Source organism: Corynebacterium sp. CCUG 69979 (assembly GCF_024454095.1).
Classification (GTDB): Bacteria; Actinomycetota; Actinomycetes; order Mycobacteriales; family Mycobacteriaceae; genus Corynebacterium; species Corynebacterium genitalium.
Genome location: NZ_JAGPZA010000016.1, coordinates 1 through 25,977, shown reverse-complemented (window position 1 = coordinate 25,977; position 25,977 = coordinate 1). Strand labels below are relative to the sequence as shown.

General features: G+C 61.7%; 26 protein-coding genes, 1 tRNA gene and 2 pseudogenes. 17 read left to right on the top strand and 12 right to left on the bottom strand.

Annotated elements, in window-relative coordinates; genetic code table 11:
* Window positions 1-12 precede the first annotated feature (12 nt).
* The 3 genes from KBX18_RS09320 to KBX18_RS09310 all read left to right on the top strand — a co-directional run bounded on the left by KBX18_RS09320 (window position 13) and on the right by KBX18_RS09310 (window position 3,199).
* Complete coding sequence (locus KBX18_RS09320; RefSeq protein ID WP_255995774.1) at window positions 13-741, top strand: DUF3027 domain-containing protein; 729 nt, start codon at window positions 13-15, stop codon at window positions 739-741.
* A gap of 223 nt (window positions 742-964) precedes the next feature.
* Entirely contained in the window at window positions 965-2,377 is a 1,413-nt protein-coding gene (locus KBX18_RS09315; RefSeq protein WP_255995793.1) for an NCS2 family permease, read from the top strand.
* The gene (locus KBX18_RS09310) at window positions 2,378-3,199 is read left to right on the top strand and encodes an RNA methyltransferase (RefSeq protein WP_005291453.1); all 822 of its coding nucleotides are present in this window, start codon (window positions 2,378-2,380) and stop codon (window positions 3,197-3,199) included.
* Window positions 3,200-3,207: 8 nt separating this feature from the next.
* On the opposite strand, the gene KBX18_RS09305 is transcribed toward KBX18_RS09310, so the two are convergent.
* From KBX18_RS09305 to serC, 3 genes are all read right to left on the bottom strand, one after another.
* Window positions 3,208-4,062, bottom strand: a complete 855-nt coding sequence (locus KBX18_RS09305) for a hypothetical protein (protein ID WP_005291451.1) — start codon at window positions 4,060-4,062, stop codon at window positions 3,208-3,210.
* 10 nt (window positions 4,063-4,072) lie between these two features.
* Window positions 4,073-5,284, bottom strand: a complete 1,212-nt coding sequence (sepH, locus tag KBX18_RS09300) for a septation protein SepH (protein WP_255995772.1) — start codon at window positions 5,282-5,284, stop codon at window positions 4,073-4,075.
* Between the two features lie 118 nt (window positions 5,285-5,402).
* Complete coding sequence (gene serC, locus KBX18_RS09295; protein WP_255995771.1) at window positions 5,403-6,530, bottom strand: phosphoserine transaminase; 1,128 nt, start codon at window positions 6,528-6,530, stop codon at window positions 5,403-5,405.
* A 214-nt stretch (window positions 6,531-6,744) separates the two neighbouring features.
* Here serC and KBX18_RS09290 point away from each other — a divergent pair, with 214 nt between their 5' ends.
* The 5 genes from KBX18_RS09290 (at window position 6,745) to KBX18_RS09270 (ending at window position 11,493) form a co-directional block, all read left to right on the top strand.
* Entirely contained in the window at window positions 6,745-8,037 is a 1,293-nt protein-coding gene (locus KBX18_RS09290) for a citrate synthase (protein WP_255995770.1), read from the top strand.
* A 14-nt stretch (window positions 8,038-8,051) separates the two neighbouring features.
* Window positions 8,052-8,411 carry an FKBP-type peptidyl-prolyl cis-trans isomerase gene (locus KBX18_RS09285; protein WP_005291441.1) on the top strand — a complete coding sequence of 120 codons (360 nt, stop codon included), beginning with the start codon at window positions 8,052-8,054 and terminating at the stop codon, window positions 8,409-8,411.
* 41 nt (window positions 8,412-8,452) lie between these two features.
* A complete protein-coding gene (locus KBX18_RS09280; protein WP_255995769.1) occupies window positions 8,453-9,298 on the top strand; it encodes an aldo/keto reductase in 846 nt (281 codons plus the stop codon).
* Window positions 9,299-9,489: 191 nt separating this feature from the next.
* A complete protein-coding gene (locus KBX18_RS09275) occupies window positions 9,490-9,831 on the top strand; it encodes a DUF485 domain-containing protein (RefSeq protein WP_005291437.1) in 342 nt (113 codons plus the stop codon).
* 3 nt (window positions 9,832-9,834) lie between these two features.
* Entirely contained in the window at window positions 9,835-11,493 is a 1,659-nt protein-coding gene (locus KBX18_RS09270; RefSeq protein WP_255995768.1) for a cation acetate symporter, read from the top strand.
* Between the two features lie 220 nt (window positions 11,494-11,713).
* Here the strand turns inward: KBX18_RS09270 and KBX18_RS09265 are convergent, their stop codons facing one another.
* Window positions 11,714-12,679 carry a DUF1906 domain-containing protein gene (locus tag KBX18_RS09265; protein WP_255995766.1) on the bottom strand — a complete coding sequence of 322 codons (966 nt, stop codon included), beginning with the start codon at window positions 12,677-12,679 and terminating at the stop codon, window positions 11,714-11,716.
* A 116-nt stretch (window positions 12,680-12,795) separates the two neighbouring features.
* Here KBX18_RS09265 and KBX18_RS09260 point away from each other — a divergent pair, with 116 nt between their 5' ends.
* The 3 genes from KBX18_RS09260 to panC are packed head-to-tail and all read left to right on the top strand — an operon-like array spanning window position 12,796 to window position 14,331.
* On the top strand, window positions 12,796-13,233 hold the full coding sequence (locus KBX18_RS09260) for a hypothetical protein (protein ID WP_255995765.1): 438 nt from the start codon (window positions 12,796-12,798) through the stop codon (window positions 13,231-13,233).
* A complete protein-coding gene (locus KBX18_RS09255) occupies window positions 13,230-13,550 on the top strand; it encodes a transcriptional regulator (RefSeq protein ID WP_305083049.1) in 321 nt (106 codons plus the stop codon). The genes KBX18_RS09260 and KBX18_RS09255 overlap by 4 nt, the downstream gene beginning before the upstream one ends.
* The gene (panC, locus tag KBX18_RS09250; protein WP_255995764.1) at window positions 13,534-14,331 is read left to right on the top strand and encodes a pantoate--beta-alanine ligase; all 798 of its coding nucleotides are present in this window, start codon (window positions 13,534-13,536) and stop codon (window positions 14,329-14,331) included. The genes KBX18_RS09255 and panC overlap by 17 nt, the downstream gene beginning before the upstream one ends.
* 3 nt (window positions 14,332-14,334) lie before the next feature.
* On the opposite strand, the gene panB is transcribed toward panC, so the two are convergent.
* From panB to KBX18_RS09230, 4 genes are read right to left on the bottom strand one after another with little or no spacing between them, the layout of a single operon-like run.
* The gene (gene panB, locus KBX18_RS09245) at window positions 14,335-15,153 is read right to left on the bottom strand and encodes a 3-methyl-2-oxobutanoate hydroxymethyltransferase (protein ID WP_255995763.1); all 819 of its coding nucleotides are present in this window, start codon (window positions 15,151-15,153) and stop codon (window positions 14,335-14,337) included.
* 9 nt (window positions 15,154-15,162) lie between these two features.
* Complete coding sequence (locus tag KBX18_RS09240; RefSeq protein ID WP_255995762.1) at window positions 15,163-16,026, bottom strand: ABC transporter ATP-binding protein; 864 nt, start codon at window positions 16,024-16,026, stop codon at window positions 15,163-15,165.
* A gap of 6 nt (window positions 16,027-16,032) precedes the next feature.
* Entirely contained in the window at window positions 16,033-17,118 is a 1,086-nt protein-coding gene (locus tag KBX18_RS09235; RefSeq protein ID WP_255995761.1) for an iron ABC transporter permease, read from the bottom strand.
* A 19-nt stretch (window positions 17,119-17,137) separates the two neighbouring features.
* Window positions 17,138-18,328, bottom strand: a complete 1,191-nt coding sequence (locus KBX18_RS09230; RefSeq protein WP_255995760.1) for an ABC transporter substrate-binding protein — start codon at window positions 18,326-18,328, stop codon at window positions 17,138-17,140.
* 132 nt (window positions 18,329-18,460) lie between these two features.
* Here KBX18_RS09230 and KBX18_RS09225 point away from each other — a divergent pair, with 132 nt between their 5' ends.
* The gene (locus tag KBX18_RS09225; RefSeq protein ID WP_255995759.1) at window positions 18,461-18,595 is read left to right on the top strand and encodes a hypothetical protein; all 135 of its coding nucleotides are present in this window, start codon (window positions 18,461-18,463) and stop codon (window positions 18,593-18,595) included.
* A gap of 79 nt (window positions 18,596-18,674) precedes the next feature.
* A tRNA-Arg gene (locus tag KBX18_RS09220) sits at window positions 18,675-18,750 on the top strand.
* Between the two features lie 10 nt (window positions 18,751-18,760).
* On the opposite strand, the gene KBX18_RS09215 is transcribed toward KBX18_RS09220, so the two are convergent.
* Window positions 18,761-19,201, bottom strand: coding sequence for a hypothetical protein (locus KBX18_RS09215; RefSeq protein WP_255995758.1), 441 nt, complete (start codon window positions 19,199-19,201; stop codon window positions 18,761-18,763).
* Window positions 19,202-19,253: 52 nt separating this feature from the next.
* On the opposite strand from KBX18_RS09215, the gene KBX18_RS09210 reads away from it, so the two are divergent.
* Window positions 19,254-20,485 (top strand): IS3 family transposase gene (locus tag KBX18_RS09210; RefSeq protein ID WP_255995757.1). Its coding sequence is split into 2 segments (ribosomal slippage): window positions 19,254-19,530 and window positions 19,530-20,485, totalling 1,233 coding nucleotides; the frame shifts between segments, so codons are not numbered across the junction.
* Window positions 20,486-20,552: 67 nt separating this feature from the next.
* Window positions 20,553-20,789: pseudogene (locus KBX18_RS09205) on the top strand (IS256 family transposase); the annotation flags it as partial.
* Between the two features lie 193 nt (window positions 20,790-20,982).
* Here the strand turns inward: KBX18_RS09205 and KBX18_RS09200 are convergent.
* Window positions 20,983-21,957, bottom strand: a complete 975-nt coding sequence (locus tag KBX18_RS09200; protein WP_255995756.1) for a DUF1906 domain-containing protein — start codon at window positions 21,955-21,957, stop codon at window positions 20,983-20,985.
* A gap of 351 nt (window positions 21,958-22,308) precedes the next feature.
* Between KBX18_RS09200 and KBX18_RS09195 the strand changes: the two genes are divergently transcribed.
* The gene (locus tag KBX18_RS09195; RefSeq protein ID WP_370687243.1) at window positions 22,309-23,319 is read left to right on the top strand and encodes a glycerophosphodiester phosphodiesterase family protein; all 1,011 of its coding nucleotides are present in this window, start codon (window positions 22,309-22,311) and stop codon (window positions 23,317-23,319) included.
* A gap of 149 nt (window positions 23,320-23,468) precedes the next feature.
* On the opposite strand, the gene KBX18_RS09190 is transcribed toward KBX18_RS09195, so the two are convergent.
* Entirely contained in the window at window positions 23,469-24,020 is a 552-nt protein-coding gene (locus KBX18_RS09190; RefSeq protein ID WP_255995789.1) for a helix-turn-helix domain-containing protein, read from the bottom strand.
* Window positions 24,021-24,125: 105 nt separating this feature from the next.
* On the opposite strand from KBX18_RS09190, the gene KBX18_RS09185 reads away from it, so the two are divergent.
* The gene (locus KBX18_RS09185; protein WP_255995755.1) at window positions 24,126-25,205 is read left to right on the top strand and encodes a GNAT family N-acetyltransferase; all 1,080 of its coding nucleotides are present in this window, start codon (window positions 24,126-24,128) and stop codon (window positions 25,203-25,205) included.
* A 371-nt stretch (window positions 25,206-25,576) separates the two neighbouring features.
* On the opposite strand, the pseudogene KBX18_RS09180 reads toward KBX18_RS09185, so the two are convergent.
* Window positions 25,577-25,977 (bottom strand): annotated as a pseudogene (locus KBX18_RS09180) (transposase); the annotation flags it as partial.

Genomic DNA, 25,977 nt, shown 5'->3' with positions numbered 1-25,977 from the left:
AATAATGGATGCGTGCCACGAAGAAACTCGCGACGTCAACAAACCGGACCGCTGCTGAGCGCCTCCGCCGTAGATACTGCGCGGCAGGCTCTCGAAGAGCTCGATCAAGGGGAGATCGGCGACCACATCGGCGTCCACGGCATGAGCGGCAACGTGGCGACGCACCGCTTCGAAGCGTCCGTGCCGGGCTACCCTGGCTGGGAATGGAATGCGGTCGTTGCCTGCGCTGACGGTGCTGACTATGTAACCGTAAACGAGGTCGCCCTCGTGCCCGCCCCCACCGGCGACGCCTTGCAGGCTCCCGACTGGGTGCCCTACAGCGAACGCGTCCGCCCCGGCGACCTGCGCCCGGGCGACCTGATGGAGCCCGCGCCTGACGACGAGCGTCTCACCGACGACTCCTTCGCCCCCAATGCCGTCACCTTCCCCGGCCGCGAAACCAACCAGTATCTGACCACCGCCGGGCTGCGCGCCGCCAAGGAGAGGTGGCGCCGCGGCGACTACGGCCCCAATTCGGCCCACGCCAGCCAAGCCGCTCTACAGTGCCGGACCTGCGCCTTTTACATTCCGGCCGCCGAGCCCCTGGGCAAGAACTTCGGTATCTGCTCCAACGAATACTCCGCTGACGGCCACGTTGTCGCCGCCGTGTACGGGTGTGGCGCCCACTCCGAAACCAAGGTGGCCTCCCACGAGCTCGAGGGTGCCGGGGAGCTTTACGACGACGAAAGCCCCGTCTTCTAGCCGCCGAAAGGGCGCACCCGTTTTGGAAAAACGCCCGTGTAGTGGGACGCTTATCGCGTCATTTTCCGTTTGCTTGTCATGAAAAGGGGACGCGCCCGTGAGCGATCAACCCGCATCGGCTGGATCCACCTCTGGATCGACCAAGGTCACAGCTGACGCAGCCGCCACTGAGACTGCCGACACTACCGGCACGAATACCACCCGCAGCGAACCGCAGTCCGGCCTGGACCGGTTCTTCCACATCTCCGAGCGCGGCTCGAGTGTGGGCACAGAGATTCGTGGTGGTGTGGTCACGTTCTTCGCGATGGCCTACATCGTGTTGCTCAACCCGCTGATCATCGGCACCGGTGAGGACGTCAACGGCACCGTCCTCGGCGTGCCGCAGGTCGCGGCGGCGACCGCCCTGGTCGCCGGCGTCATGTGCATCCTCTTCGGTGTCGTGGCGAACTACCCGTTCGGTATCGCGGCCGGTCTCGGCCTGAACACGCTGGTCGCGGTGACCTTGGTCGGTACGGAGGGACTGACCTGGGCGGAAGCGATGGGCCTGGTGGTCATCGACGGTATCGTCATCGTGATCCTGGCTGTATCCGGTTTCCGTACTGCAGTCTTCCGCGCGATCCCGGCGTCAATGAAGGCAGCGATCGGCGTGGGCATCGGCCTGTTCATCGCCATGATCGGTTTCGTGGACGCCGGCTTCGTCCGCCGCATCCCGGACGCTGCGATGACCACCGTGCCGGTGCAGCTGGGCAACGGCGGTTCGATCGCCACGTGGCCGACGGTCGTGTTCATCCTCGGCCTGTTCATCTGCGGCTTCATGGTGACGCGCAAGATTCCGGGCGGCCTGTTCATCGGTATCGTCCTCAACACCATCATCGCTCTGATCGTCGAGGCGGTTGCCGGTGCAGGTTCCTCTGCAGAGGACCCGTCCGGTTGGTCCCTTGCTGTTCCGTCCCTGCCGGAGTCCCTCGGCGGCGTACCGGACCTGTCCATCGTGGGCAATATTGACCTCATCGGCGCGTTCGCCCGCGTCGGCGGCATCACCGCGACTCTGCTGGTGTTCACCCTGGTGCTAGCGAACTTCTTCGACGCGATGGGCACCATGACGGCGCTCGGCCGGCAGGCAGGCCTCAACGACGAGCGCGGTGAATTGCCGAACATGAAGAAGGCCCTCGTTGTTGAGGGCTGCGGCGCTATCGCGGGTGGCCTCGGCTCCGCATCGTCGGCAACGGTCTACGTCGATTCGTCGGCAGGCATCGCGGACGGCGCACGCACCGGTCTGGCCAACATCGTCACCGGCCTGCTGTTTTTGGCCGCGATGTTCTTCACCCCGCTCTACGAGATGGTGCCCATTGAAGCCGCCGCTCCGGTGCTGGTCATTGTCGGTGCGCTGATGATGATGCAGATCACCGAAATCGACTGGGACAAGTTCCACATCGCGCTGCCGTCCTTCCTGACCATCGTGGTCATGCCGTTCACGTACTCCATTGCTAACGGCATCGGCGTCGGCTTCATCGCCTTCACCCTCATGTCGCTCTTCGCCGGCAAGGCGCGCGAGATTCACTGGATCATGTGGCTGATCTCGGCCCTGTTCGTGGTCTTCTTCACGATTGATCCCATTTTGGCGGCGCTCGCTTAAATGGAACGCATCACCGACCCTGCCGACCCGCGTCTAGACGACGTCCGCGACCTCAAAAACACCGATAACTCCAAGCGTTACGTGTTCGGTGAGGGGCCGCTTGTGGCCGGCAGGGTCATTGATTCCCGCTTTCCGCTGCGCTGCGTTGTGGGCTTTGAGAAAAAGCTCGACACGTTCTTCGCCGATCGCGCGGAGCAGGGTCTTGCGCCTATCGACGCACCCGTTTACGTTGTCACCCGCGAACTCCTCGCCGAGGTCGCCGGGTACGACATGCATCGGGGTTTGATTGCGGTGGCGGACAGGGCGGAGGAGACGTCGATAAGCGAGATGCTGAACGCGCGCACGCTGATCGTGCTGGAAGGCGTCGGGGACCACGAGAACATTGGCGCGATCTTCCGCAACGCCGCGGGCATGGATGTCGACGGTGTGCTGCTCGGCGCAGGCACGGCTGATCCGCTGTATCGCCGCAGCGTGCGCGTGTCGATGGGGCATGTGCTGCGCCTGCCGTTCGCGCATTTAGATGGCACGTCGACGACATGGCAGCGCTCGCTGGACCAGCTGCGGGAGCAAGGTTTCCGCTTGGTGTCGCTGACCCCCGACTCGCGCGCGGTGCATCTCGCCGAAGCGCTTGTCGACGACACCGGCCACCCCTATAAGAAAGTCGCCCTCCTCGTCGGTGGCGAGGGACCTGGGCTGACGGAGCACGCAATGCGCGCGACCGATGTCCGTGCGCGCATTCCGATGGCGGCGGGCACTGATTCACTGAACGTGGCCACGTCCGCCGCGATTGCGTTCTACGAACGGCAGCGGTCCTTGCGGTAGCTGGCTGGCTAACCCCGGTCGGAGTGGCGCAGCTTCTCCTGCAGCGTCTCCTTGAGGTTGCGGAACCGGCGGGTCAGGCCGCGGGACACGCGGCGGGCGGCGGCTGCGGAGGCATCGGCGAACTCTGCGAACTCAGTGCCGCCGTCTTCCTCTGGCTCCTCATAGTCGTCGTAGGCATTGGCGGGCTCGGCGAACTTGGCGGCCACCTGATTGACGTTCTTCGGCCCGGGGGAGCGGGGCTCAATTTTCGGCTCCGGGCGGCCGTCGACCGCATAGGCGACAACGTTGACATCCGGGCCACTCGGGGAGATATCCACGCCCAGCAACTCGCGCTGCGCGGTCGCCGCGAGGTCGGCCGGTTCGAACGGCAAGGTAATGCCTCCGAGTTGCTCGGTCGTTTTGCCCGCCCAGAAGTCAGCCTCGAACCACTCGGGGATTCCACTGTCTTCGACGAGCTCCCGGCGCGTTCCACACAGGGAGCGCTTGAGGGTGTCGCCGCTGAAGTGAGCGTAACCGGCGTAACCTGCGCCGTCTGCACCTACGCCTTCGGCGATGACGAATACGTCAGCGGCGGGGACTGCCCGGCGTAGGTGCGCCGGGATCTCCGAAAGCTTCGCACAGTGTGGAAGGAATGTTTGCAGGACGGCCACGCCGGGGTAGCCCGCAATGTAGAACTCGTCCCGCGAGGCCTTTGACGAGCGGTTCAAGGGGAACTGGCCGATCGGGGTGATCGGCCACGCCGGGTTGAGCTGTGCCAGAAGCTTACGGCCGAAACCGCGGTCTGCCTTCGGCTCCGAGTTCAATACAGCCGCCGGATCAGCCGCGTTGACATACCAAATAGTGACCGCCGCAGGGTAACTCATCTGCCGTGACCTACTTCGGGCGCTTCGTGTTTGTCCGCACGCCCAACAACACATCTTCCCAGTGCGGGGTCACAGCCTTGCGGCGGCGCTTCTGCGGCTTGTCCCGCGGGTCTGGTTGCTGGAGGACCTCGCCCTCACTGAAAAGGTTGGGCTGGGTGCGGCTGTTCGGGTGGTCAGCCCCTGGGGGCTGCGCGTTGTGCTCGTCGTACTCGTTGTAGACGTTGTACTCGCCGTGCGGTTGTGGGACCGTCTCGGGGCCGAGGTCGGCCTGGTGGGCGTAGTCGTCGTAGTCTCTGTGGTCGCGGTAGCCGCGTGGATCCACCGTCGGCTCTGTGAGGTCGGCCGGGGCGTTGTACACCGGGTGGCCCACAGAGGAAAGGGAACGGACTGGCTGCACAAAGGATGGGTCGATCAGGTCGGCGGCGACTGCGTCACGCGGTTCCGTCGTCGCGCCGCTGGCCATGGAGCGACGGAAGTACCATTCGGCCTGGTGCTCTTGGAGGCCAGCCTGCCACGCCACACGCACGACCCACGGTTCGCCAGCTTCGCGGACTGCATCCCAGTGAGCTTCAGCCAAAGCGTGGCCGCGGGAGGCGAAGGTGAGCGCGAGCACCTCGAAAAGGGTCTCCGACGCCGGGCCGTCCTCACGAACCGGGTGGGACTGGCGGGCAGCCTCGGCGACCTGGGCCCTCTCAAGCAAAACCGGGTGCGCGTAGGGTTCCACGCGGCTGACTGCCACGCCCATTTCCTCAGCGAGTTCCTCCGTTGTAGCGCCTGCCCGAATGCGCGCTTGAATATCTTTCGGCCGTAGCGACAGGGGAGTAGAGAGTGGATCAGGCTCGGCGGGGGTGCGTTGTGACTCTTCTGGTTCCGCCGGCTCGGCCGGTTGAGCAGGTTCGACAGATCCGGCCTGCTTGACCGGATCCGCTGGCTGCGCATCCGCGGGCTCCACGATGGAATCGGCGGAATACACCGTGAAGGTGGGGCGGGTGAATTCGGGTTCGGGGGAGTCGGCGGGTTCGTCGACAAGCTCTGCCTCGACTACCTCATAGTTCTCGCTGTCGTCGTCGAAACCGCTGTCGAAGCCTTCGGTCACTGGTTGGGAGGGGATAGCTAGCGGGACCAGTTCCTCGCGCGGAATGCAGAACCGTTCCCCCTCGTGGGTGCTCAACACCCACAGGGTCTCAGTCGATTCTTCAGCGACAACGAAAAGCTCGCGCATCAGGTCTCCTTACACCGATGTCAATCGAGACACCAGCTTAACTGACACGCGAGTGAAAATTGTGGTACTAAGCGCCGTCGGAGCGTTGCACAGTCGCCCGACGGCCCTCCCAAAGAGACTACTTGACGCCGACGCCCTGCTCGAGCAAGAAGTCGATGGCGCTGGTCAGCTTCTCCACGTCGGCGGTGTCCACAGCCGGGAACATGCCGATGCGCAGCTGGTTGCGGCCCAGCTTGCGGTATGGCTCCGTGTCGATGACACCGTTGGCGCGCAGAGCCTTGGCCAGCTCGGCAGCATCGATAGAGTCATCAAAGTCGATCGTGCCCACGACGTAGGAGCGCTTCTCGGTTTCGGTGACGAACGGTGTGGCGTGCGCGTGATTCTCAGCCCAGGAGTACAGGGCCTGGGAGTTGGCCTTGGTGCGCTCCACCATGCCGTCCAAGCCGCCGTTGTCATTCATCCACTTGACCTGGTCGGCCATCATCAACAGCGTGGCCACAGCCGGGGTGTTGTACGTCTGGTTCTTCCGCGAATTGTCCACGGCTGTCTGCAGGTCCAGGAAGGCCGGGATGAAGCGGCCGGACTCCTTGATCTTCGCGATGCGCTCAAGTGCTGCGGGACTCATTGCGGCGAACCACAGGCCACCGTCGGACGCGAAGCACTTCTGGGGGGAGAAGTAGTAGGCGTCAGCGTTGGTCATGTCGACGGGGAGGCCGCCGGAGCCGGACGTGGCGTCGATAAGCACCAGCGCGTCAGTGTTGGGGCGGGTGACGGGCACCATGGCGCCTGTCGACGTCTCATTGTGCGCCCACGCAACAACATCTGCGTCGGTGCCGTCCAGCGCGGACGGGTCCGGAGCGCTGCCTGGCTCGGCCTCAATGACCGCCGGCTCCTCCAGCCACGGAGCCTGCTTGGAGGCCTTGGCGAACTTCGAGGAGAACTCGCCGTAGCTCAGGTGAGCGGACTTGTTCTGGATCAGACCGAAAGTAGCTGCATCCCAAAAGGCGGTCGCGCCACCGAGCGACAGCACGATCTCGTAGCCCTCCGGCAGGGAAAACAGCTGGGACAGTCCCTCGCGCACCTCACCAACCACGTCCTTCACGCCCGGCTGGCGGTGGGAGGTGCCAATGATGTGGGCGCCGTCCGCAATCGCATCGAGCTGAGTTTGGCGCACCTTCGAAGGGCCGCATCCGAAACGGCCGTCCTCCGGCACAAGGTCCGCGGGAAGTGTTGGGTAATCGGTCATGGGTGCCCCTTTTAAGATTCAAACTGGAAACTGCACTCACAACAATACTGTGGTGCGCTCTATCGAACCGAAACGGTGTCTGCATGGTCACATCTGCTGATAGAGTTAGCTCATGTCAATTTCGGTGTGATCCGATGTGCACCGTCTGTCGGGGAGAACCTGCAGGCCAGCGCGGGGGCGCACCGCCCAACGACTCTTTTGAAAGGTTCGACACGTGGCTACTGACAACAACAAGGCAGTGCTTCACTACCCCGGGGGCGAGTATGAGATGGACCTCATGCCCGCAACCGAGGGCAACGACGGCTTCGTCCTAGGCAACCTCCTGGGTGAAACGGGATTGGTGACCTTCGATCCGGGCTACGTCTCTACCGGCTCGACCGAGTCCAAGATCACCTACATCGACGGTGATGCCGGCATTCTGCGTTACCGCGGCTACGACATCGCGGACTTGGCTAACAACGCCACCTTCAACGAGGTGTCTTACCTGCTGATCAACGGTGAGCTGCCGACGCAGGAGGAGCTCGACGCATTCAGCGACGACATCCGCCACCACACGCTGCTCGACGAGGACTTCAAGGCCGCGTTCAACGTCTTCCCGCGCAACGCTCACCCGATGGCTGTGCTGGCGTCTTCGGTGAACATTCTCTCCGCTTACTACCAGGACCAGCTCGACCCGCTGAACGAAGAGCAGCTGAACAAGGCCACGGTCCGCCTGATGGCGAAGGTGCCGATGCTGGCTGCATACGCCTACCGCGCATCCCAGGGTAAGCCGTACATGTACCCGAACAACGCCCTGAACCCGCGCGAGAACTTCCTGCGCATGATGTTCGGTTACCCGACCGAGCCATATGAGGTTGACCCGGTCGTCGTCGATGCACTGGACAAGCTGCTCATCCTCCACGCCGACCACGAGCAGAACTGCTCCACCTCCACGGTCCGCATGATCGGTTCTGCGCAGGCCAACATGTTCGTGTCTATCGCCGGCGGCATCAACGCCCTGGCTGGCCCGCTGCACGGCGGCGCTAACCAGGCTGTCCTGGAGATGCTCGAGGACATCGAGAAGAACAACGGCGGCGACGCAACCGAATTCATGAACCGCGTGAAGAACAAGGAAAAGGGCGTCCGCCTGATGGGCTTCGGCCACCGCGTGTACAAGAACTACGACCCGCGCGCAGCCATCGTCAAGGAATCCGCACACGAGGTGCTCAACCACCTCGGCGGCGACCACCTGCTGGACCTGGCTATGGAGCTCGAAGAGATCGCCCTGAAGGATGACTACTTCGTCGAGCGCAAGCTGTACCCGAACGTCGACTTCTACACTGGCCTGATTTACCGCGCCATGGGCTTCCCGACGGACTTCTTCACCGTCCTGTTCGCCATCGGCCGCCTGCCGGGCTGGATTGCCCACTACCGTGAGCAGTTGGCGATGAACACGAAGATCAACCGCCCGCGCCAGATCTACACCGGTGAGACCCAGCGCGAGTTCGTACCGCGCGACCAGCGCTAAGGAGCGATTTTTTCATGGAGAAGCCCACCATCGACATCCCTGCCGAGCCGGCGCCGGTCGACCTGGTCATTGAGGACCTGGTCTCCGGCGAGGGCGAGGAAGCTCAAGCAGGCGGCATGGTCAAGGTCCACTACTTGGGCGTTGACTACGAGACAGGAGAGGAGTTCGACTCGTCTTGGGACCGCGGCGAAGCCGCTGAGTTCCCGCTGACCGGCCTGATCGAGGGATGGCAAGAAGGTATCCCGGGCATGAAGGTTGGCGGCCGCCGCGAACTGACCATCCCGCCGGAGAAGGCCTACGGGCCTGCTGGCGGCGGACACCCGCTGTCGGGCCGCACACTCATCTTCGTCATCGATCTCCTCGAGGCGAATTAATACCCAACGCTCACCCCGGTGAGCGTGCACAATAGGGGGCTATGGCACATTCCGTAGCCCCCTTTGCCACGCTTAACGACGGTTCATCTCTCCCCCTCATCGGCCTCGGCACCTATAAACTGACCGGGCCGGACGCGGTCCCCATCATCCGCCGCGCCATCGAGCTGGGGTACCGCCACTTCGACACAGCATCGATGTACGGCAACGAGGAGATCCTCGGCCAGACGCTCCGTGAAGCCATTGCGGCCGGTGATGTCACCCGCGAGGAACTCTTTGTCACCTCCAAGGTATGGAACGATGACCAGCACCGAGCCGGTGAAGCTCTAGAGGAGTCGCTGACGCGGAGCGGTCTCGACTACTTCGACCTGTTCCTGGTGCACTGGCCGTGGCCGCAGAACGGCACGTTCATTACCGCGTACGAACAGCTGCTCAGCGCCCGTGAAGCTGGCACGATCCGTTCGGTCGGGGTGGCGAACTTCTACGAAGAAGTGCTGGCCGAGCTGATCGACGCCACCGGTGTCGCCCCCGCCGTCAACCAGGTTGAGATGCACACGGGATTCACCCAGCCTGATCTGCGTGCCTTCCACGACCGCCACGGCATTATTACGGAGGCATGGGCACCGTTGGGTAGGGGAGAGGTGCTGAATGAGGAAGCGGTGCGGGGAGTCGTCGATAAGCATGCGGAAAGCGGCGCAACAGCTGCGCAGGTCGCACTCGCGCACCTCATGGCGCACGGCGTGTCGGTGATTCCAAAAACCTCGGATCCGCAGCGCTTGGAGGAAAACCTCGGGGCGGTGCACCTCGAGCTCGACAGTGACGATGTGCGTTCTTTAGATGGTGTCGTCGGGGCGCGCCAGTCCAACGATCCGCGTGTTTTCCCTGGCTGAAAGTACTTGCAGTAACTACCTATCGTTGTGGGGGTGGAAGCTCCACAATAGTTTTCGCACGTAAACATGTTTTGCGGGGGTAACCGGGGATGCATGGACGGTTAGATCGTTCAATTCGCCCACGGTTTTGTGTGCTTTAAGTTACATTCGTTGCAGGTTGTAATCACCTCAACTGATGAAAGGACACGGCCATGGCCAATGGTTCGACAGCGGTGTCGCAGCGCAGGGAGCCCACCCCGCAGGACTTCGTGAACATGCAGCAAAGCGAGCAGTTCCAGAAGCTCCGGGGCACCTACCGCACGTTCACCTTCCCGGTCTCTATCGCCTTCTTTGTCTGGTACATCTTCTACGTCGTGTTCGCGACGTTCTGGCCGGACGTCATGGCACAGCCCTTCCTTGGCCTGAACGTGGGCCTGTGGCTGGGTATTGCACAGTTCGTGACCACGTTTGCCATCACCTGGGCATACGTCGTCTACGCGAACAAGAACATCGAGCCGCAGGCAGCGGCGATCCGTGAAGAGATGGAGGGCTAACCCATGAACCCCGACGTTTTTCACCTCGCCCAGGACGCTGCTCCAGAGGGCGCGGGCAACCCGATCCTCAACATTGTCGTCTTCGGTCTGTTCATCGTGATCACCATGGGGATCGTGACAAAGGCCGGCAAGACCACTTCCGAGGCATCCGACTTCTACACTGGCGGCGCACAGTTCTCCGGTACTCAAAACGGTCTGGCCATCGCCGGCGACTACCTCTCTGCCGCGTCCTTCCTCGGCATTGTCGGCGCGATTGCTTTGAGCGGTTACGACGGCTTCTTGTACTCCATCGGCTTCTTCGTCGCATGGCTGGTCGCCCTGCTGCTGGTTGCCGAGCCGCTGCGCAACGTCGGCCGCTTCACCATGGCTGACGTGCTGTCCTTCCGCCTGCGTCAGAAGCCGGTTCGTGTGGCAGCTGCCTTCGGCACCCTGTTCGTGTCGCTGTTCTACCTCATCGCCCAGATGGCTGGCGCCGGCTCGCTGGTCTCGGTGCTGCTGAACCTGCACAGCTTCAGTGCGCAGGCCATCTGCGTCGCCATCGTCGGCGTCATCATGATCGCCTACGTTCTCATCGGCGGTATGAAGGGCACCACCTACGTGCAGATGATCAAGGCCGTCCTTCTGGTCGGTGCCGTGGCCATCATGACGATTCTCTGCTTCGTTGCCGTCAAGGGCGGCATGAACGCGCTGTTCGACCGCGCCATCGACATGCACGCCGGTTCCGAGTACATCAAGGAGCAGGGCTACGAAGCATCAGAGATTCTCGCACCTGGTCTGAAGTACGGCGGTACCGTGACCAGCCAGCTCGACTTCATCTCGCTGGGTCTTTCCCTGGTGCTGGGTACCGCTGGTTTGCCGCACGTGCTCATGCGCTTCTACACCGTCCCGACGGCTACCGAAGCACGTAAGTCCGTGACCTGGGCCATCGTCCTCATTGGCTCGTTCTACCTGATGACCCTGGTGCTCGGCTACGCAGCGGGCGCCCTCGTCGGCCCGGACAACATCAACGCTGCGCCCGGTAAGGCGAACTCCGCGGCGCCGCTGCTGGCCTTCGAGCTCGGTGGCTCCATCTTCATGGCGGTCGTCTCCGCCGTCGCGTTCGCGACAGTGCTCGCGGTCGTCGCCGGCCTGGCCATTACGGCTTCCGCTTCTGTCGCGCACGACATTTACGACGCCGTGCTTCGCGACGGCCAAGCTCCCGAAGAAGAGCAGGTCCGCGTCTCCCGCATCACCGTGGTCGTCATTGGTATCGTCGCCATCGTCCTGGGCATCCTGGCCATGAAGCAGAACGTGGCCTTCCTGGTCTCCCTAGCATTCGCTATCGCTGCGTCCGCTAATCTGCCGACCATTCTGTACTCCCTGTACTGGAAGCGCTTCAACACCACCGGTGCCGTCGCCTCCATGTACACCGGTCTGGTCGTCGCGCTGGTGCTCATCTTCTTCTCCCCGGCAGTCTCCGGGTCAGAGACCGCAATGTTCGCTAACGCAGACTGGGCATGGTTCCCGCTGACCAGCCCGGGCATTGTCTCCATCCCGGCGGCCTTCCTGGCCGGCATCATCGGCACCTTCGTGGGCAAGCCGGACAACCTGGATGAACTCCAGGCTGAGATGGAAGTCCGCTCGCTGACCGGTGTTGGTGTGGAGGCCCCGGTCGACCACTAGAGCGTTCGCCGGCACGCGTTCACTAGCGAAAAGAAGAGAGGCTGCCCCGTCGTGGGGCAGCCTCTCCGCGTTGCCGGATCCGGGCCAGATTTAGATTGCATCCTTGCCACGTCACGCGAAAACGACCTGGGGTTTTGGCGCCGGAAGAAGGCGCCGATGTCATCTATATCTTGGAGGTCCTGCTATATCTTGGCGGTCCTGTGGTGCCGCCCGCCGTGGCCTACTTGATGAACTGTTTGGCGAAGTTCACTGCATTCTCAATATCCTGCGGTGTGACGTTCTGCGCGAAACGCTGCGCCTCCGAGGATATGCCCTGCGGAGTCGGATCGGAGGAGAAGTCTGGCAGGGATGAGTTTTCCGGGATGCCCGGGATGCCCTGTGCTGGCTGAGGTGCGGGGGCAGGCTTCGCAGGAGCCGGAGCTGGTGCGCGGTTGTTGTTCGCTGCGACCGGTTGCCATTGGCCCCAGTCGGCGGCGTAGACGTTGTTGATGTCGCAGAGGTGGCCGTCGATATGCGTTTGCCACTTGGCTTTCTGGTGAATGGTGGCCCGCGGGTGGAGCTTTCCGCCGGAGCCCCAGTCGTGCTGCCAGTAGTAGGTGCCGATGCCATCTTTGATGCACCACTCAATGGTGTTGTAGTTGCCGTAGACACCGGTGCGCAGGCCCGCCGTGGCAAGTGCTGCCTGGAACGTACGCAGGTACGGGCGGATCTGGTTCTCGTACTGAGCGCGGGAGGGATTGTCATCAATGGCGACGTAGATGGGCTTGTTGTTCGGGCCGCCCGCCGCACGGTGCAGGTTGGTGGCCTGCGGAGCGTGGGTGGCTGCAGCGCCCGCGCCGCCGAGCCAGTCAGCGGTCTCTGCACGACCGAACTGGTAGACCGAGGCGGTCCACAGTCCGTTGGCGGCGAAGTCGCGGGTCTCCTTCAATGAGACCGGCTTGCCCAGCATCCAGTCGGCGCCGGGGCGGCGCTGGGACACGTAGCGCACCGCGCCCAAATGGCCGGCTGCACGCACAGAGCGTCCCGACGGAACACCAGCGGCGTAGTCCACCACCGTTCCTACAGGGCGGCGGCCCTGGGCGTCGGCGGACGGGAGGCGGGAGACTCCGGCGGCGCCGAGCAGGGCGAGGGCGGATGCTCGGCTCAGGAAGCGGCGGCGGGAGAAATCGTTAGTAGTCACAATCAAAACATTAGCAACATGAATAACAAGTAGCCAGCGCAAACGTCGAAGCCTCAATTATCCACTTGTTTTCTAATCTGGAAAGTGTCATGCTTTCCTATGTGGAAAACAAAGGGGATGCAATGAATGCGACAGAGGTGAATGAATCGCTCGCGGCCGTCCGCGATATTGAGGCGCGCGCCGCGCAGATGCCGGTGCCGTGGGGCATGGTGACTGCCGTGGGGCTGACCTTCGGTCTCGGTGTCGGCATCATGGTGGCCGGATACGTGTGGGGACTGCTTGTCCTTCTCGCTTCGCTAGTTCTCATGATCGTGCTTGATTTTGGCAGCAAGCGGACTGTCCGCACCGCGATGAAGCAGGACGTGCAGCAAGAAGAGAATTCGTGGAGCTGGAAGCGGTTCCTGTCGTTCTTAGTGCTCTACACGATCGCGTATATCGGAATGCAGGTCTATGCCGACCACTACCCGGACGGGAACACAACGGTCGGCATCGTCGTGGGAATCATTGCCGCCGCAGCGATGATTGCGGGCTACGGCCTGACGTGGAGGAAATACCATTGATCGATCCAGTTATTCACCCTCTCAACCGCCTGAAAATCTGCGCGGCGCTGCGCGCTAGCGGTGCGACGGAGGGCACGACGCGCCGTGAAATGAAGTTCTCATGGTTGCGCGATATCACTGATTTGTCGGATGCAACCCTGTCCAAGCAGCTCAGCGTCTTAGAGGAGCACGGCTACGTCTCCAGGTTCCGCGAATACGGGTCATCTCGTGCGAAGGACACCGTGTGGGTGACACTCACCAAGGCAGGGGAAAAGGCCCTCGAAGGCCACCTCGACGCACTCAACCGATACGCTGAGCCGCATGACGATTCTGACTAGGACCCCGCAGGAGCTCAAACAAGCGCTTATCAGCGCCACTGGGGTCTCCCTCGTCCCCACCATGGGTGCCCTGCACAGTGGCCATATCTCGCTCGTCCGGGAAGCTCAGAAGGTGGGCAACCCGGTGGTGGTGAGCATCTTCGTCAACCCCCTGCAGTTCGCGCCGGGGGAGGATTTGGAGGCCTACCCGCGCACGCTTGAGGAGGACATCGCGAAGCTCGAGGCCGAGGGCGTTGACGCAGTCTTCGCGCCGAGCGTATCGACGATGTACCCCCACGGTCCCCGCACCACGATCCACCCGGGGCCGCTCGGATCGGTGCTGGAAGGAACAACCCGCCCGACCCACTTCGCGGGCGTGCTCACAGTGGTAGCCAAGCTGTTCTGCCTCACTGGCGCCACCGACGCGTTCTTCGGTGAGAAAGACTACCAGCAGCTGGCTCTCATCCGTCAGATGGTTGAGGATCTGCACTTGCCGGTGCTCGTGCACGGCTGCCCGATCATCCGCGAGGACAGCGGCCTGGCCTTATCGTCGCGGAACCGTTACCTGAGCGAGGGCGAGCACCACACTGCGCTGACGTTGTCCCGCGCATTGGCGACGGGCAGCTATGGCGAAGCTCTAGCGGTTCTCGAGTCTGCCGAAGACATCGACCTCGACTATCTCGCCGTGATCACGCCGGAACTCGAGGAGCTTCCGGAGGGCTACACCGGCCCCGCGCGCATGCTCGTCGCCGCGAAGGTGGGGCAGACCCGCCTTATCGACAACGCCGAAATCCAGGTCTAAGCTCTAGAACGTGTGCGCGTCCGCGGGGAAGTCTCCCTCGTGGACAGCGCGCTTGTAATCGGCGGCGGCTGCGCCGAGCGCCTCTCCGACCGCACCGAACTGGCGCACGAAACGCGCGCGGTGGCCGCCTGCCGGGAAATCGGCCAAGTCGTGCCAGACCAGCACTTGCGCATCCGTGTCCGGGCCAGCGCCGATGCCGATGGTGGGAATGGGGCAATTGGCGGTGATCTCCTTGGCCAGCTCAGCCGGGACCATCTCGAAGACGACCATGTCCGCGCCCGCTTTGACGACGGCGCTGGTGTCGGCCCACAGCTGGTCAGCACTGTCATCGCGGCCCTGCACTTTGAAGCCGCTTAGGTTGTCCACGGACTGCGGGGTGAATCCGACGTGGGCGCACACTGCGAGCCCGGCGCCCTTGAGCGCCTTGATACGCGGGGCGATGCGGACGCCGCCCTCGAGCTTGACCATGTGGGCGCCGCTGCGGCGGATCATCTCGGTGGCGGTGCGCACGCACTGCTCGTCGGACGCTTCGTAACTGCCGAAGGGAAGATCAGCCACGACTAGGGAGTGACCGGCACCGCGCACGACGGCGGCGGCGAGGTAGGTCATCTCCTCGACGGAGACCTGGTTGGTGGTCTCGTAGCCGTAGACGACATTGGCGGCGGAGTCGCCGACGAGCAGGCACTCGATGCCGGCCTCCGCGAACACACGGGCGGTGGAGTAGTCGTAAGCGGTGAGCATCGCCCACTTCTCCCCGTCGAGCTTCTTTTGCTTCAGGTCCGCGACCCGAATTTTCTTGGTGGGGGCCAGGTATCCAGTCATGCAGACAGTCTAGGCACGTGTCGATGTGACGGCGTTGATCACGTCCGGATCCGTGTCTTCCACATTCACCGCGATCGGGTCCATCGGACCCGCGTCGGTCGGTGTTTCGTGGCGGGGGAGACGCAGTACTGGGCAGACGATCGGCACCCCGGCATCGTTAATGATGCGGGCGGAAATGCCGTACACCCGCTCGAGGAGCTCCGGGGTCAGTACCTCAGTGGGAGTTCCTTTGGCGATAGTGTGGCCGTCCTTGATCACCAGCAGCTCGTCGCAGAAGCGGGCGGCCAAGTTCAGATCGTGGAGGGCCACGAGTGCCTGCCGGTCGTCGCCGCGGACCTCGTCCTGGATGATCTGCAGCAGTTCCACCTGGTGGCGCAGGTCGAGGGCGGAGGTCGGTTCGTCGAGAAGCATGATGCGCGGCGAGCGCACGAGCATCTGCGCGACGGCCACGAGCTGACGTTGGCCGCCCGACATGTCGGAGATCATGCGGTCCGACAGCTTTGTGATGCCGAGGCGGTGCATGACCGCAGCCGTGCTTTCCAGTGCCTTGCTGGTGCCTTCGCCGCGGCGGGCGGAGACCATGACGGATTCGAATGCGGTGAGCGCTGCGCGCGAGAGCATGTCCTGCGGCACATAGCCGACGGCTTGAACGCGCTCCTTGGGGCTCAGCGCGCGGCCGTCGACGACAATGTCCGCGCTGCCCTCGGAGGGTGTGTTGATGCCGGCGAGCGTTTTCACGAGCGTCGATTTACCGGCGCCGTTCGGGCCAATGAGGCCGGTGATCTTGCCGTCGTCGAGCGGGCCGAACGTCATGTCGTCGATGATCGTCGAGCGGCCGTACCGCACGGTGAGATTCTTTGCGCTGATGGCCATCGGGGCTTAAGCACTCCTTCCACGCGAGCGGGTGAAGATGAGGAACACGAAGAACGGTACGCCAACAAGTGCGGTGATAATGCCCAGCGGAATCGCCACGCCGGGAATGATCGACAGCGACACTGCGTACGCGAGGCTCATGAGCATGGCGCCGGCAGCGGCCGCGCCGGGGAGGAAGAATTTCTGGTCTTCGCCGACGATCATGCGCGCGATGTGCGGGCCGACCAGGCCGATGAAACCGATGATGCCGGTGAACGCCACAGACGCGGACGCCAGCAGCGAAGCGACGATCAGGGTGGTCACGCGCAGGCGCTGCACGTTGATGCCGAGCGCCGCCGCACGGTCGTCGCCAAGCCGCAGCGCGGTGAGCCGCCACGAGTTGACCACACAGAAGGGGATCGCCAGAGCGAGCACGACGGCGATCACGATATTCGCCGTCCACGACGCGCGCTGCATCGAGCCCATCGTCCAGAACACGATCTGCTGGAGCGCCTCATTGGAAGCCACGTATTGCAGCAGGGAGAGCACCGCCTGGAAGAAGAAGGACAGGGCGATGCCGAGCAGAATCATCGATTCCGCGTTCGCACCGCGCCAGATCGCCGCGCCCGCGATGATCAGCACCGCGAAGAGAGCGGAGAGCGCCGCGGTGAGCGCGAGGTTGAGCTGCGCGTTCAGGATGAGCGTCCAGCCCATCACGATGGACACCGCCGCGCCGAGAGCAGCCGCGGCTGAGATGCCGAGGGTGAACGGCTCCGCCAACGGGTTGTCCAGGATCGTCTGCATTTGCGCGCCGGACAGCCCCAACGACGCGCCGACGAGCACCGCCATCACCGCCGCCGGGAGGCGGAGAGTGCGCACGACGGTCTCAGTCTGCTGGTCGACGGAATCGGGGTCAAAGACGGCGCGGAAGACGTCGCTAAGCGAAAGATCGATGGGCCCAACGACAACCGCGACGAGGAAGCTCGCGATCGCACCGAGGATCAGGAGAGCAATTGCGATTGCTTTACGACGGCCGCGGCGACGGTAACTTTCAATCCCACGGTCCGGCGAATCCTTCTCTTGCTCGGTGTCGGGCGCTACGCGTGTGGTCATTGAGCTCTTTTCTTATCGCTTATTTGGCTTCGTATCCGTCGAGGAAGAAGGTGCCGCTGTAATCGATCGGCATCCACTCGGCGTGGAAGTCCTCGAAGTCCTTCGCCGGGTCCAGGTCCCCGAATTCCTCCGGGTGGAGCCACTTGGCGAATGCCTCGAGAGCGAACACGTTGTACGGGCTGTCGTAGAACTGATGGTAGACGGCGAAGAAATCGCCCTCCTTAGGGGCCGTCAGTTGTTCCATACCCGGGCCGTGGAGCGGGCCGCCGAAGGACTCGCGTGCCGCTGCCTCGTCGGCCTGGTAGCCCAGCTCGACATGGCTGAACGCGTCGGTCTTCTGCGGGTCGGGCGCCCACTCGCCGCCGGAAACGACGAGCTTGTCCGGGTTGACCTCGACGAGCTTCTCCGGGGTGATCTCCGTTTCATCGGTGCCCAGAATCTCCGGGCCGACATTGTGGCCTCCCGCCGCATCGACGAGCTTGCCCAGGTTGGCGTCGCCCGCGATGGCGCAGCAGTCCTTGAAGCCGGCTGCCATCCACACAACGGTCTTGGGCTTCTCCGTCGTTGTGTCGACGCGCTCGGTGATATCGCTGGCTTTCTCGGACCAGAACTTGTTGTAGCTTGCCGCGCGGTCGGACTTGCCGAAGAGATCGCCGAAGAGCTTCATGGACACCTCGGTGTTTGCCAGCGGGTCCTGGCGGAAGTCAGTGAAGACGTACTTCAATCCGACGGCGTCCATGTCGGTGAGGAAGCCGTTCTGCTCGGCGACTGTCTTCTGGTCCAGCGTCATGACAACGACATCCGGCTTCTGTGCCAGGAGGTTCTCCACGGTCACATCGCCCTTCTGCAGGGAACCGATCTGCGGCAGCTCCTTGGCCTCCGGGAACTTCTCCAGGATCTTGTCGCGCATGGCCGGCGCCGCCTTTTCAAAGTCGTCGCCGTATGCCACGACCTTCTCAAACGGATTGTCCTGCAAGATAGAGGTGGCGAAGATGCCGCGGCCCTCAGCCAGCAGGATGCGCTCCGGCTGCTTGTCGAAATCGACCGTGCGGCCCGCCGCGTCGGTGACGGTCAGAACTGCCTCGCCGTTTTTCTCGTCCCCGTTGGAACCCGCGGCGTCACTGCCGCTGGAATCGGAGGCGCAGCCGGCGAGACCGAGCACTGCGATGAACGAAAACAGCAGCGCTGCGAGTGTGCGTGGAAACTTCACGATCCACCTTTCGATATAAGTAAGCCTATGCTTAGTTTCGGGTAACCCTTTGCATGGTAAGGCCTACCTAATTAGAAAACAAGATTGTGTCCTAATTCGGTTTGTGGGGCGAATTCCTCGGCCAATGGGTTTTTGGGCACCTACCATTGGGGCAACGCCGCGGCAGTGAAGGGCGGAAACGTCATCCATGTCGTCATTACCGATGACTCTGAGGAATCCATCCAGGCCGCCAACGAAACGCTCGACCAGATTCTGGCACGGCTCTAGGCCATCTTCGCCGGGGCGTGGGCAGTTCGGGACGTTTCTTTCATGCCGTGAACGCGGTGCGGTAACGTAGCTTCTCGTTGCCCTAGTAGCTCAGTGGATAGAGCACGGCTCTCCTAAAGCCGGTGTCGGAGGTTCGATTCCTCTCTGGGGCGCCAATTTTTTAGGTCAATTCAACCCCAGCACATCGAGGGCTTTTGGAGTCAGAGCGAGCTCCAAAGGGCGTTTCTTCACAGCGACGATAAGACCGCTTTCCTGGAGTTCTGTCACGTGATCGCGAACGGTATTCCAGGAACGGTTGAGGTATTCCTGCAAGTCTCTTGCTGCCACCGGTGCATCGGGGCCGAAGAGCTTGGCTTGGCCAAGAATGAAGAGAATCTGGCTTTGGTTTTCGGGTAGTTCTATTTTCGCTGTGTTCTCGCGAAGCGAATTCAGCAATGTCAGTTTTTCCGAAAGGGACTTCTCGAGCTGCTCTTGAGCGTCGGTCAAAATTGCGAGCATTTTGAGCAGGAAGAAGGTTCCTTCGCCTCGATTGAGAGGTGCCTCTGTCTCCTCGAACGCTTTGTAGTACTTGGAGCGCTGGATGGAAAACTGGTGCGACACTGACATTGCTGAAGTGTCCTGGGTTTAGTTCCGATCGTTTCTAGAGGAGGATTGGATCATGCCTAGGAAGTTCAGTGACGAGTTCAAGGACAAGGCGGTGCGGTTAGCCGAGGAGCTCGTTGAGCTTGAGGGGTGTTCGAAGTGGGCGGCGGCGGAGGAGATCGGCGAGAAGCTCGGCGTCTCGGCGCACACGCTCAACAACTGGTTGAAACCTGTCAAAGCGTCCCCCGACGTTCAGCGGAGCACTGGCGAGTCGGTCGACGACGAACTGAAGCGTCTGCGGAAAGAGATTAAGGAGCTACGCAGGGCAAACGAGATCTTGAAGACCGCGTCAGCTTTTTTCGCGGCGGAACTCGACCGTCCCACCAGAAGATGATCGAATACATCGACACGTATCGCGATCGCTTCGGGGTCGAGGCTATCTGTCGCACATTGAAAGAGACAGAGTGTGGGTTTATCACCTCTCGCGGCTACCGAGCAGCGAAAACACGAGCCCCGTCGGCCAGGAGCTTGTCAGACGCGCTGCTTATCCCCGAATTGGTGAAAGTCTTCGAGGACAACTTCAGCGTCTACGGGGTACGCAAGATGTGGAAGGCCATGCAGCGCGCCGGCTGGGACATCGGTCGTGATCAGACCGCCCGGTTGATGAAACTCGCCGGCATCCAAGGCCGCAGAAGGGGCCGCACTCCGATCACAACGCTTCGGGCTGATGTCCCGGATTGTCGTCCTGATCTGGTCAATCGTGACTTCACCGCGTCAGCGCCGCACCGGCTGTGGGTCGCTGACATCACCTACGTGCGTACCCTGTCGGGGTTTGCGTACACCGCGTTCATCACCGATGCGTACTCCCGCAAGATTGTCGGGGTTGCCACCAGGGCGAGCATGCGCACCGATGAGCTGCCTCTTGAGGCTTTTGAGCATGCTGTTTATCACGCAGGTGATCTTCTTCGTGCTGAAGGACTTGTCCACCACAGCGATCGCGGCTCGCAGTACGTGTCCATCCGTTACAGTGAGGCACTTGCTCAAGCTGGGATCGATCCGTCCGTTGGCACCGTCGGCGATTCCTACGACAACGCGTTGGCGGAAACGGTCAACGGTCTCTACAAGACCGAGCTGATCTATCCCCACCGGCCGTGGGCGTCGGTTGGGGAAGTCGAGATCGCGACCCTTCGCTGGGTGTACTGGTGGAACAACCACCGCCTGCACGAGTCATTGGGATATATCACTCCACAGGAGATGGAAGACGCCTACTATCAACAATCACACGCCCACCCGTTGGGCGTTCAATAAGCGGAACGAAAACCAGGACACTTCACAAACGCATCGCCGATGCCCACCGCAGCCGACCAGCCTTCTACGACAACGCAGAATGCTCGAGTGGTACCTACATACGAAAACGCAACTGCCTGACGACCCGTTAGCAATCGCCAGGCAGTGCGCTTATGGACAAGACCAACTCGCCAAAGTTCCCGATCTTGTCGATGAAGACCGAAACAAAGCCGACCACCAAACAGGCCGACCAGCCTTCTACGACAACGCTATCCCAACCGAATACGAACACTCGATAGGAATCAGAAAAAGACCCCTCAAATAACAAAAAGCGTGCCCCACCGGCGACACGCCGGGCAGACACACTTTTTGCTACTTAACCCCAGATTTAGATCGCATCGTTGCCGCGTCAGGTGAAAACGACCTGGGGTTTTGGCGCCGGAAGAAGGCGCCGATGTCATCTATATCTTGGAGGTCCTGCTATATCTTGGCGGTCCTGTGGTGCCGCCCGCCGTGGCCTACTTGATGAACTGTTTGGCGAAGTTCACTGCATTCTCAATATCCTGCGGTGTGACGTTCTGCGCGAAACGCTGCGCCTCCGAGGATATGCCCTGCGGAGTCGGATCGGAGGAGAAGTCTGGCAGGGATGAGTTTTCCGGGATGCCCGGGATGCCCTGTGCTGGCTGAGGCGCGGGGGCAGGCTTCGCAGGAGCCGGAGCTGGTGCGCGGTTGTTGTTCGCTGCGACCGGTTGCCACTGGCCCCAATCGGCGGCGTAGACGTTGTTGATGTCGCAGAGGTGGCCGTCGATATGCGTTTGCCACTTGGCTTTCTGGTGAATGGTCGCCCGCGGGTGGAGCTTTCCGCCGGAGCCCCAGTCGTGCTGCCAGTAGTAGGTGCCGATGCCATCTTTGATGCACCACTCAATGGTGTTGTAGTTGCCGTAGACACCGGTGCGCAGGCCCGCCGTGGCAAGTGCTGCCTGGAACGTACGCAGGTACGGGCGGATCTGGTTCTCGTACTGAGCGCGGGAGGGATTGTCATCAATGGCGACGTAGATGGGCTTGTTGTTCGGGCCGCCCGCCGCACGGTGCAGGTTGGTGGCCTGCGGAGCGTGGGTGGCTGCAGCGCCCGCGCCGCCGAGCCAGTCAGCGGTCTCTGCACGACCGAACTGGTAGACCGAGGCGGTCCACAGTCCGTTGGCGGCGAAGTCGCGGGTCTCCTTCAATGAGACCGGCTTGCCCAGCATCCAGTCGGCGCCGGGGCGGCGCTGGGACACGTAGCGCACCGCGCCCAAATGGCCGGCCGCACGCACAGAGCGTCCCGACGGAACACCAGCGGCGTAGTCAACCACCGTTCCTACAGGGCGGCGGCCCTGTGCGATGGCAGAGGGGGAGAGGGCCAGGCCAGCTGCACCGGCGGCACCGAGGGCGGTGGCGATAGTGGCTGCGCCGAGGAAACGACGCCGAGAATACGTACCACGGGAATTAGTCACATGCGTAACGCTAGCAACAGAAGTGGGGTTTGGGTAGTCGAAACGCATACCGCAGGGCGAGTGAACGGTAAGCAATCGTTAGATAACGGTTACGACTAATGGGTTAAGGCTTGGTGAAGAAAAACTCTGGGCGTAATAACTAAGAAAAGGATAAATAGACTCGGGTTAGTTCAGGACCGAAGTCTGGACGCCATTTTCGAGAGGGTTTTGAGAGGATCATCCGGAATGAAAAAGCACGCTTTTCAAACGATTGCCGCATTGACGGGGCTCTGCATTTCGATGTCAGCTTGCTCGTCAGACGAGACCGACACCGCTTCCACTGAAACGACCACTGCCGAAGAGACCAATACCGTGACACAAACGTCTGGCAACAAGCGGGACGATGTTGTTCCGGTCGCAGAGAACTCGTCCTCAGCAGTTGAAAATCTTCCCCCGAATTTCGATTTCCAAGCGCACCGCGGTGGCCGCGGTGAGTGGACCGAAGAATCTCAGAAGGCGTTCGAAGCCGCCCTCGACATGGGTGTCACCACATTGGAGCTTGACATTGTCATGTCCGCGGATGGGGTCCCAGTCGTCTGGCACGACCCTGAGATTCAGGAGGACAAGTGCAAGGGCACCGAGCCAGCGGCGGAAGGGGATGAGCAGTTCCCGTACGTCGGCAAACTGGTTCATGAGCTGAACTGGGACCAGCTCCAAACCTTGGACTGCAGCCTCAAACTGGAAGAAGACTTCCCTGAGCAACAGCCAGTTCCTGGTAACAAGCTCCTGCAGCTAGCGGACGTGTTCGAGCTTTCCAAGAACGACCCGGACGTCTACTTCAACATCGAGACAAAGATCGAAGCTGAAGAGCGCGAAAAGTCTGCTGAACCACAGGAATTCGTTGACGCGATCTTGGACGCAGCCGACGAAGCTGGCACCACAGACCGGCTCATGATCCAGTCCTTCGACTGGCGATCCCTTCCGTTGGTTCGCGAAAAGAATCCGAACGTGCCGCTCGTGGCGCTTTACGACGAGACAACCTGGGTTGAAGGCTCGAAGTGGATTGGCGACATCGACTACAACGAGTTCGACGGAGACGTCATTGCAGCAGTGAAGGAACTCGGCGCTGAGGTGATCTCTCCGGGGTTTGCGGTTCCTTACGAGTCGAAGGCGGGAGAGGACGACTACAACCCGACCGCGACCCGCGAATACATCAATAAGGCTCACGAGGCAGGAATCCGCGTCGTGCCCTGGACGGTTAACGACGCAGAAACCATGGAAGAGCAGCTTGATGCGGGTGTCGACGGCATCATCACCGATTACCCTACGCGGTTGAAGGAGATTCTTGACGAGCGCGAGATCGAGTACGGCCGCATGAAGTAAGGCGAGCAGCGGATCCCCAGTGAATATCGGGGAGCAGTCGAATAAACCTTAGCCCAGCTACTCCACCACCACCACCACCTCAGCTGGGCTTCCTCTCGCCATTTTTGAGTTGTCCTCACACTGCTGCTGCCCGAAATGGGATGGTTCCGTCAAGACAAAAGTTTCTTGATGCCCTCGGAGAGGATCTCTCGTGGGCTAATGTGGTGCGCCGCGTGGAGGCGCGCATAGGTTGGGGCTTGTCTGGGGTCGATGGGGACACGCTTTTCGTCGGGCGCCATGGGAGCGGTCAGGGCGGCGCCGATCACTAGGTTCGATAACCGGTAGGCAGTTCCCAACGGATCCGGGACGCCTTCTTGCTCGAGCAGGATGCACATGCGCTCCGAAAGGGCCAGGTAAGTAGGGCCTCTGGGTGCGCGCATGCCGATGACTTGACCGGCCCACCGGTGGGTCGTGAGGTGCGTGAAGAAAGTCTGCATCAGGGTGGGCAGGTCGGCGTTGTTGATCGACTCGGACATCACGGGATCGTCTGCAAGCACTATATCGAGAGCAAGGTCGAACAGGTCGTCAACCGACTCCACACGGGAGTACAGGCTGGCTGGAGCGACACCCACCTGTTGTGCCACAGCTCTCATGGTGAGCGCTCTCAACCCGCCTTCATCCAGCAACCTCGCTGATGCTTTTGCAACTTCCGCAATATCCACGGCGCGATGGCGTTGCACAGGTTTTTGATGTTCCCAATAACTCACCCCACCAGCCTAACCAAACACGCTTGAGCCACCTATCCAAACTATGTTAGTTTTGGGCACATGCTGGATGCCACCGACCTCCCGATCGCCTTTGAGAACACTCGCCTACGCCCTCTCTCCGAACTGGACGCAGACGCGTATGCAGCAGGCACAAAAGACGAAGCTGTGCGGCGCTTCGCTCACCTGCCTGAACCTGATTACACCCCGGAGTCCGTGCGACGGATGATCCGTGAAGAGGCTGCGGCAGGCCTCTCATCCGGCACGTTGGCAGTCCTCGCACTTGCCGACGCCAAGACCGACCGGTTCGTGGGTTCCATGGTTCTCTTTGACGTTAGCTCCGAGGCTGCTGAGGTCGGGTTCTGGATTCATCCCGGTGCGCGAGGGGAAGGACATGCCCGTCGGGGCTTGGAGCTGGCATCACGCTTCGCGCGTAGCAGTGGACTTCAAACCTTGAAGGCACGCACGCTTCCGGAAAACAAGGCCTCCCAGCACTGCTTGACGACGGCGGGCTTTCGCGAGACTGGACAAGGAGTAGGAATCACGCCCGCAGGACAGCGCGAGGAGTTGTTCCATTACCGGCGTGATCTCGTGCCCGCATCCGAGTGGCCGTTGGTGACAGAACGGCTTCGACTCCGTCTGCATGAGACGGGTGATATCACATGGCTTCACGATTTGTACTCACGACCTGACGTTGCTCGTTACCTGTTGGACGAACCATGGACTTTGGAAGTCACCCGCGACAAGCTCACGGAGCGGCTATTAAAAACTGACCTCGATGGTGAGGCTGCTGCGCTTGCGCTGGTTATCGAACATGAAGGCATCGCGATCGGGGACGTCGCACTATGGCTCACAGATCAGGAGCACCGCCAGGGCGAGATCGGGTGGGTGCTGAACCCGGCGCACCGAGGACAAGGCTTCGCCAGTGAAGCCGTCCGCGCGGTACTTTCCCTCGGGTTTGATAGGTACCATCTCCACCGCATCACCGCGCAGATGGATGCCCGCAACAGCGCCTCCGCGGCACTTGCTAACCGCGTTGGGTTCCGGCTCGAAGCGCATCACGTCCAGGACTGGTTCAGCAAGGGCGAATGGACCGACACCCTCATCTACGCGCGACTCGCCTCCGAGAACATGGGCCAATGATTGGACGCTGATTTGAGAAGAGGAGCGGCTAGAAGCGATTAACGAACAGTGTATCTAGCAGCATTTCGGGTCGAATGTCCCCGACAGCGGCCCCTACATAACACAAAAGCCCAACCTATTTTTGCAGGTAGAGGTGTTTTGCTCATTTCTAGCGGTTGTCCGAACGATCAAACCAGATTGTTCGCTCCCCAAACGCGCCCCTGGTAGTGTCCGGTTCGACGACATCGTTCCGGCGTGTCCGGCCCGTATGTCTCATTACATTGTTCCGGTTGGGCACCGGTGCCTCCAAATTGCCCCGACTGGCTGAAAAACGATGTCTCGGGACATCATTCCTGAGGGTGTCCGTTTGTTTGTGTGTGTGGGGGGGTGGTTTACAAGTAGTCGGCGAATCGGTCGGGGTATGCCACAGCTAGTTGGTTGATGGCTTGTTTCCACCCGGTGGCCTTCGCTCCTTCAATATAGCCGTTGGATTCGGTTACCCGTTTTGCTTTCTTTGCTCGTTGGGCGGCGCGTTTGTCTTCGATGTTGCAGATCATCAGCCACAGCGTCTTCAGTGCCGCGGTGTCGTTGGGGAACTGGCCCGGTTGTGGGTTGCTTTGCGCAGTTCAGCATTGAGCGACTCGATCGCGTTCGTGGTGTAGAGCACCCTGCGGGCTGCTGGCGGGAACTGCAGAAACGGCACGAAACGATCCCACGCATCACGCCACACTTTCACCGACTGCGGGTACTTCCGGCCCAGCTCACAGGCCTCGAACGCGTCTAGGGCGGCACG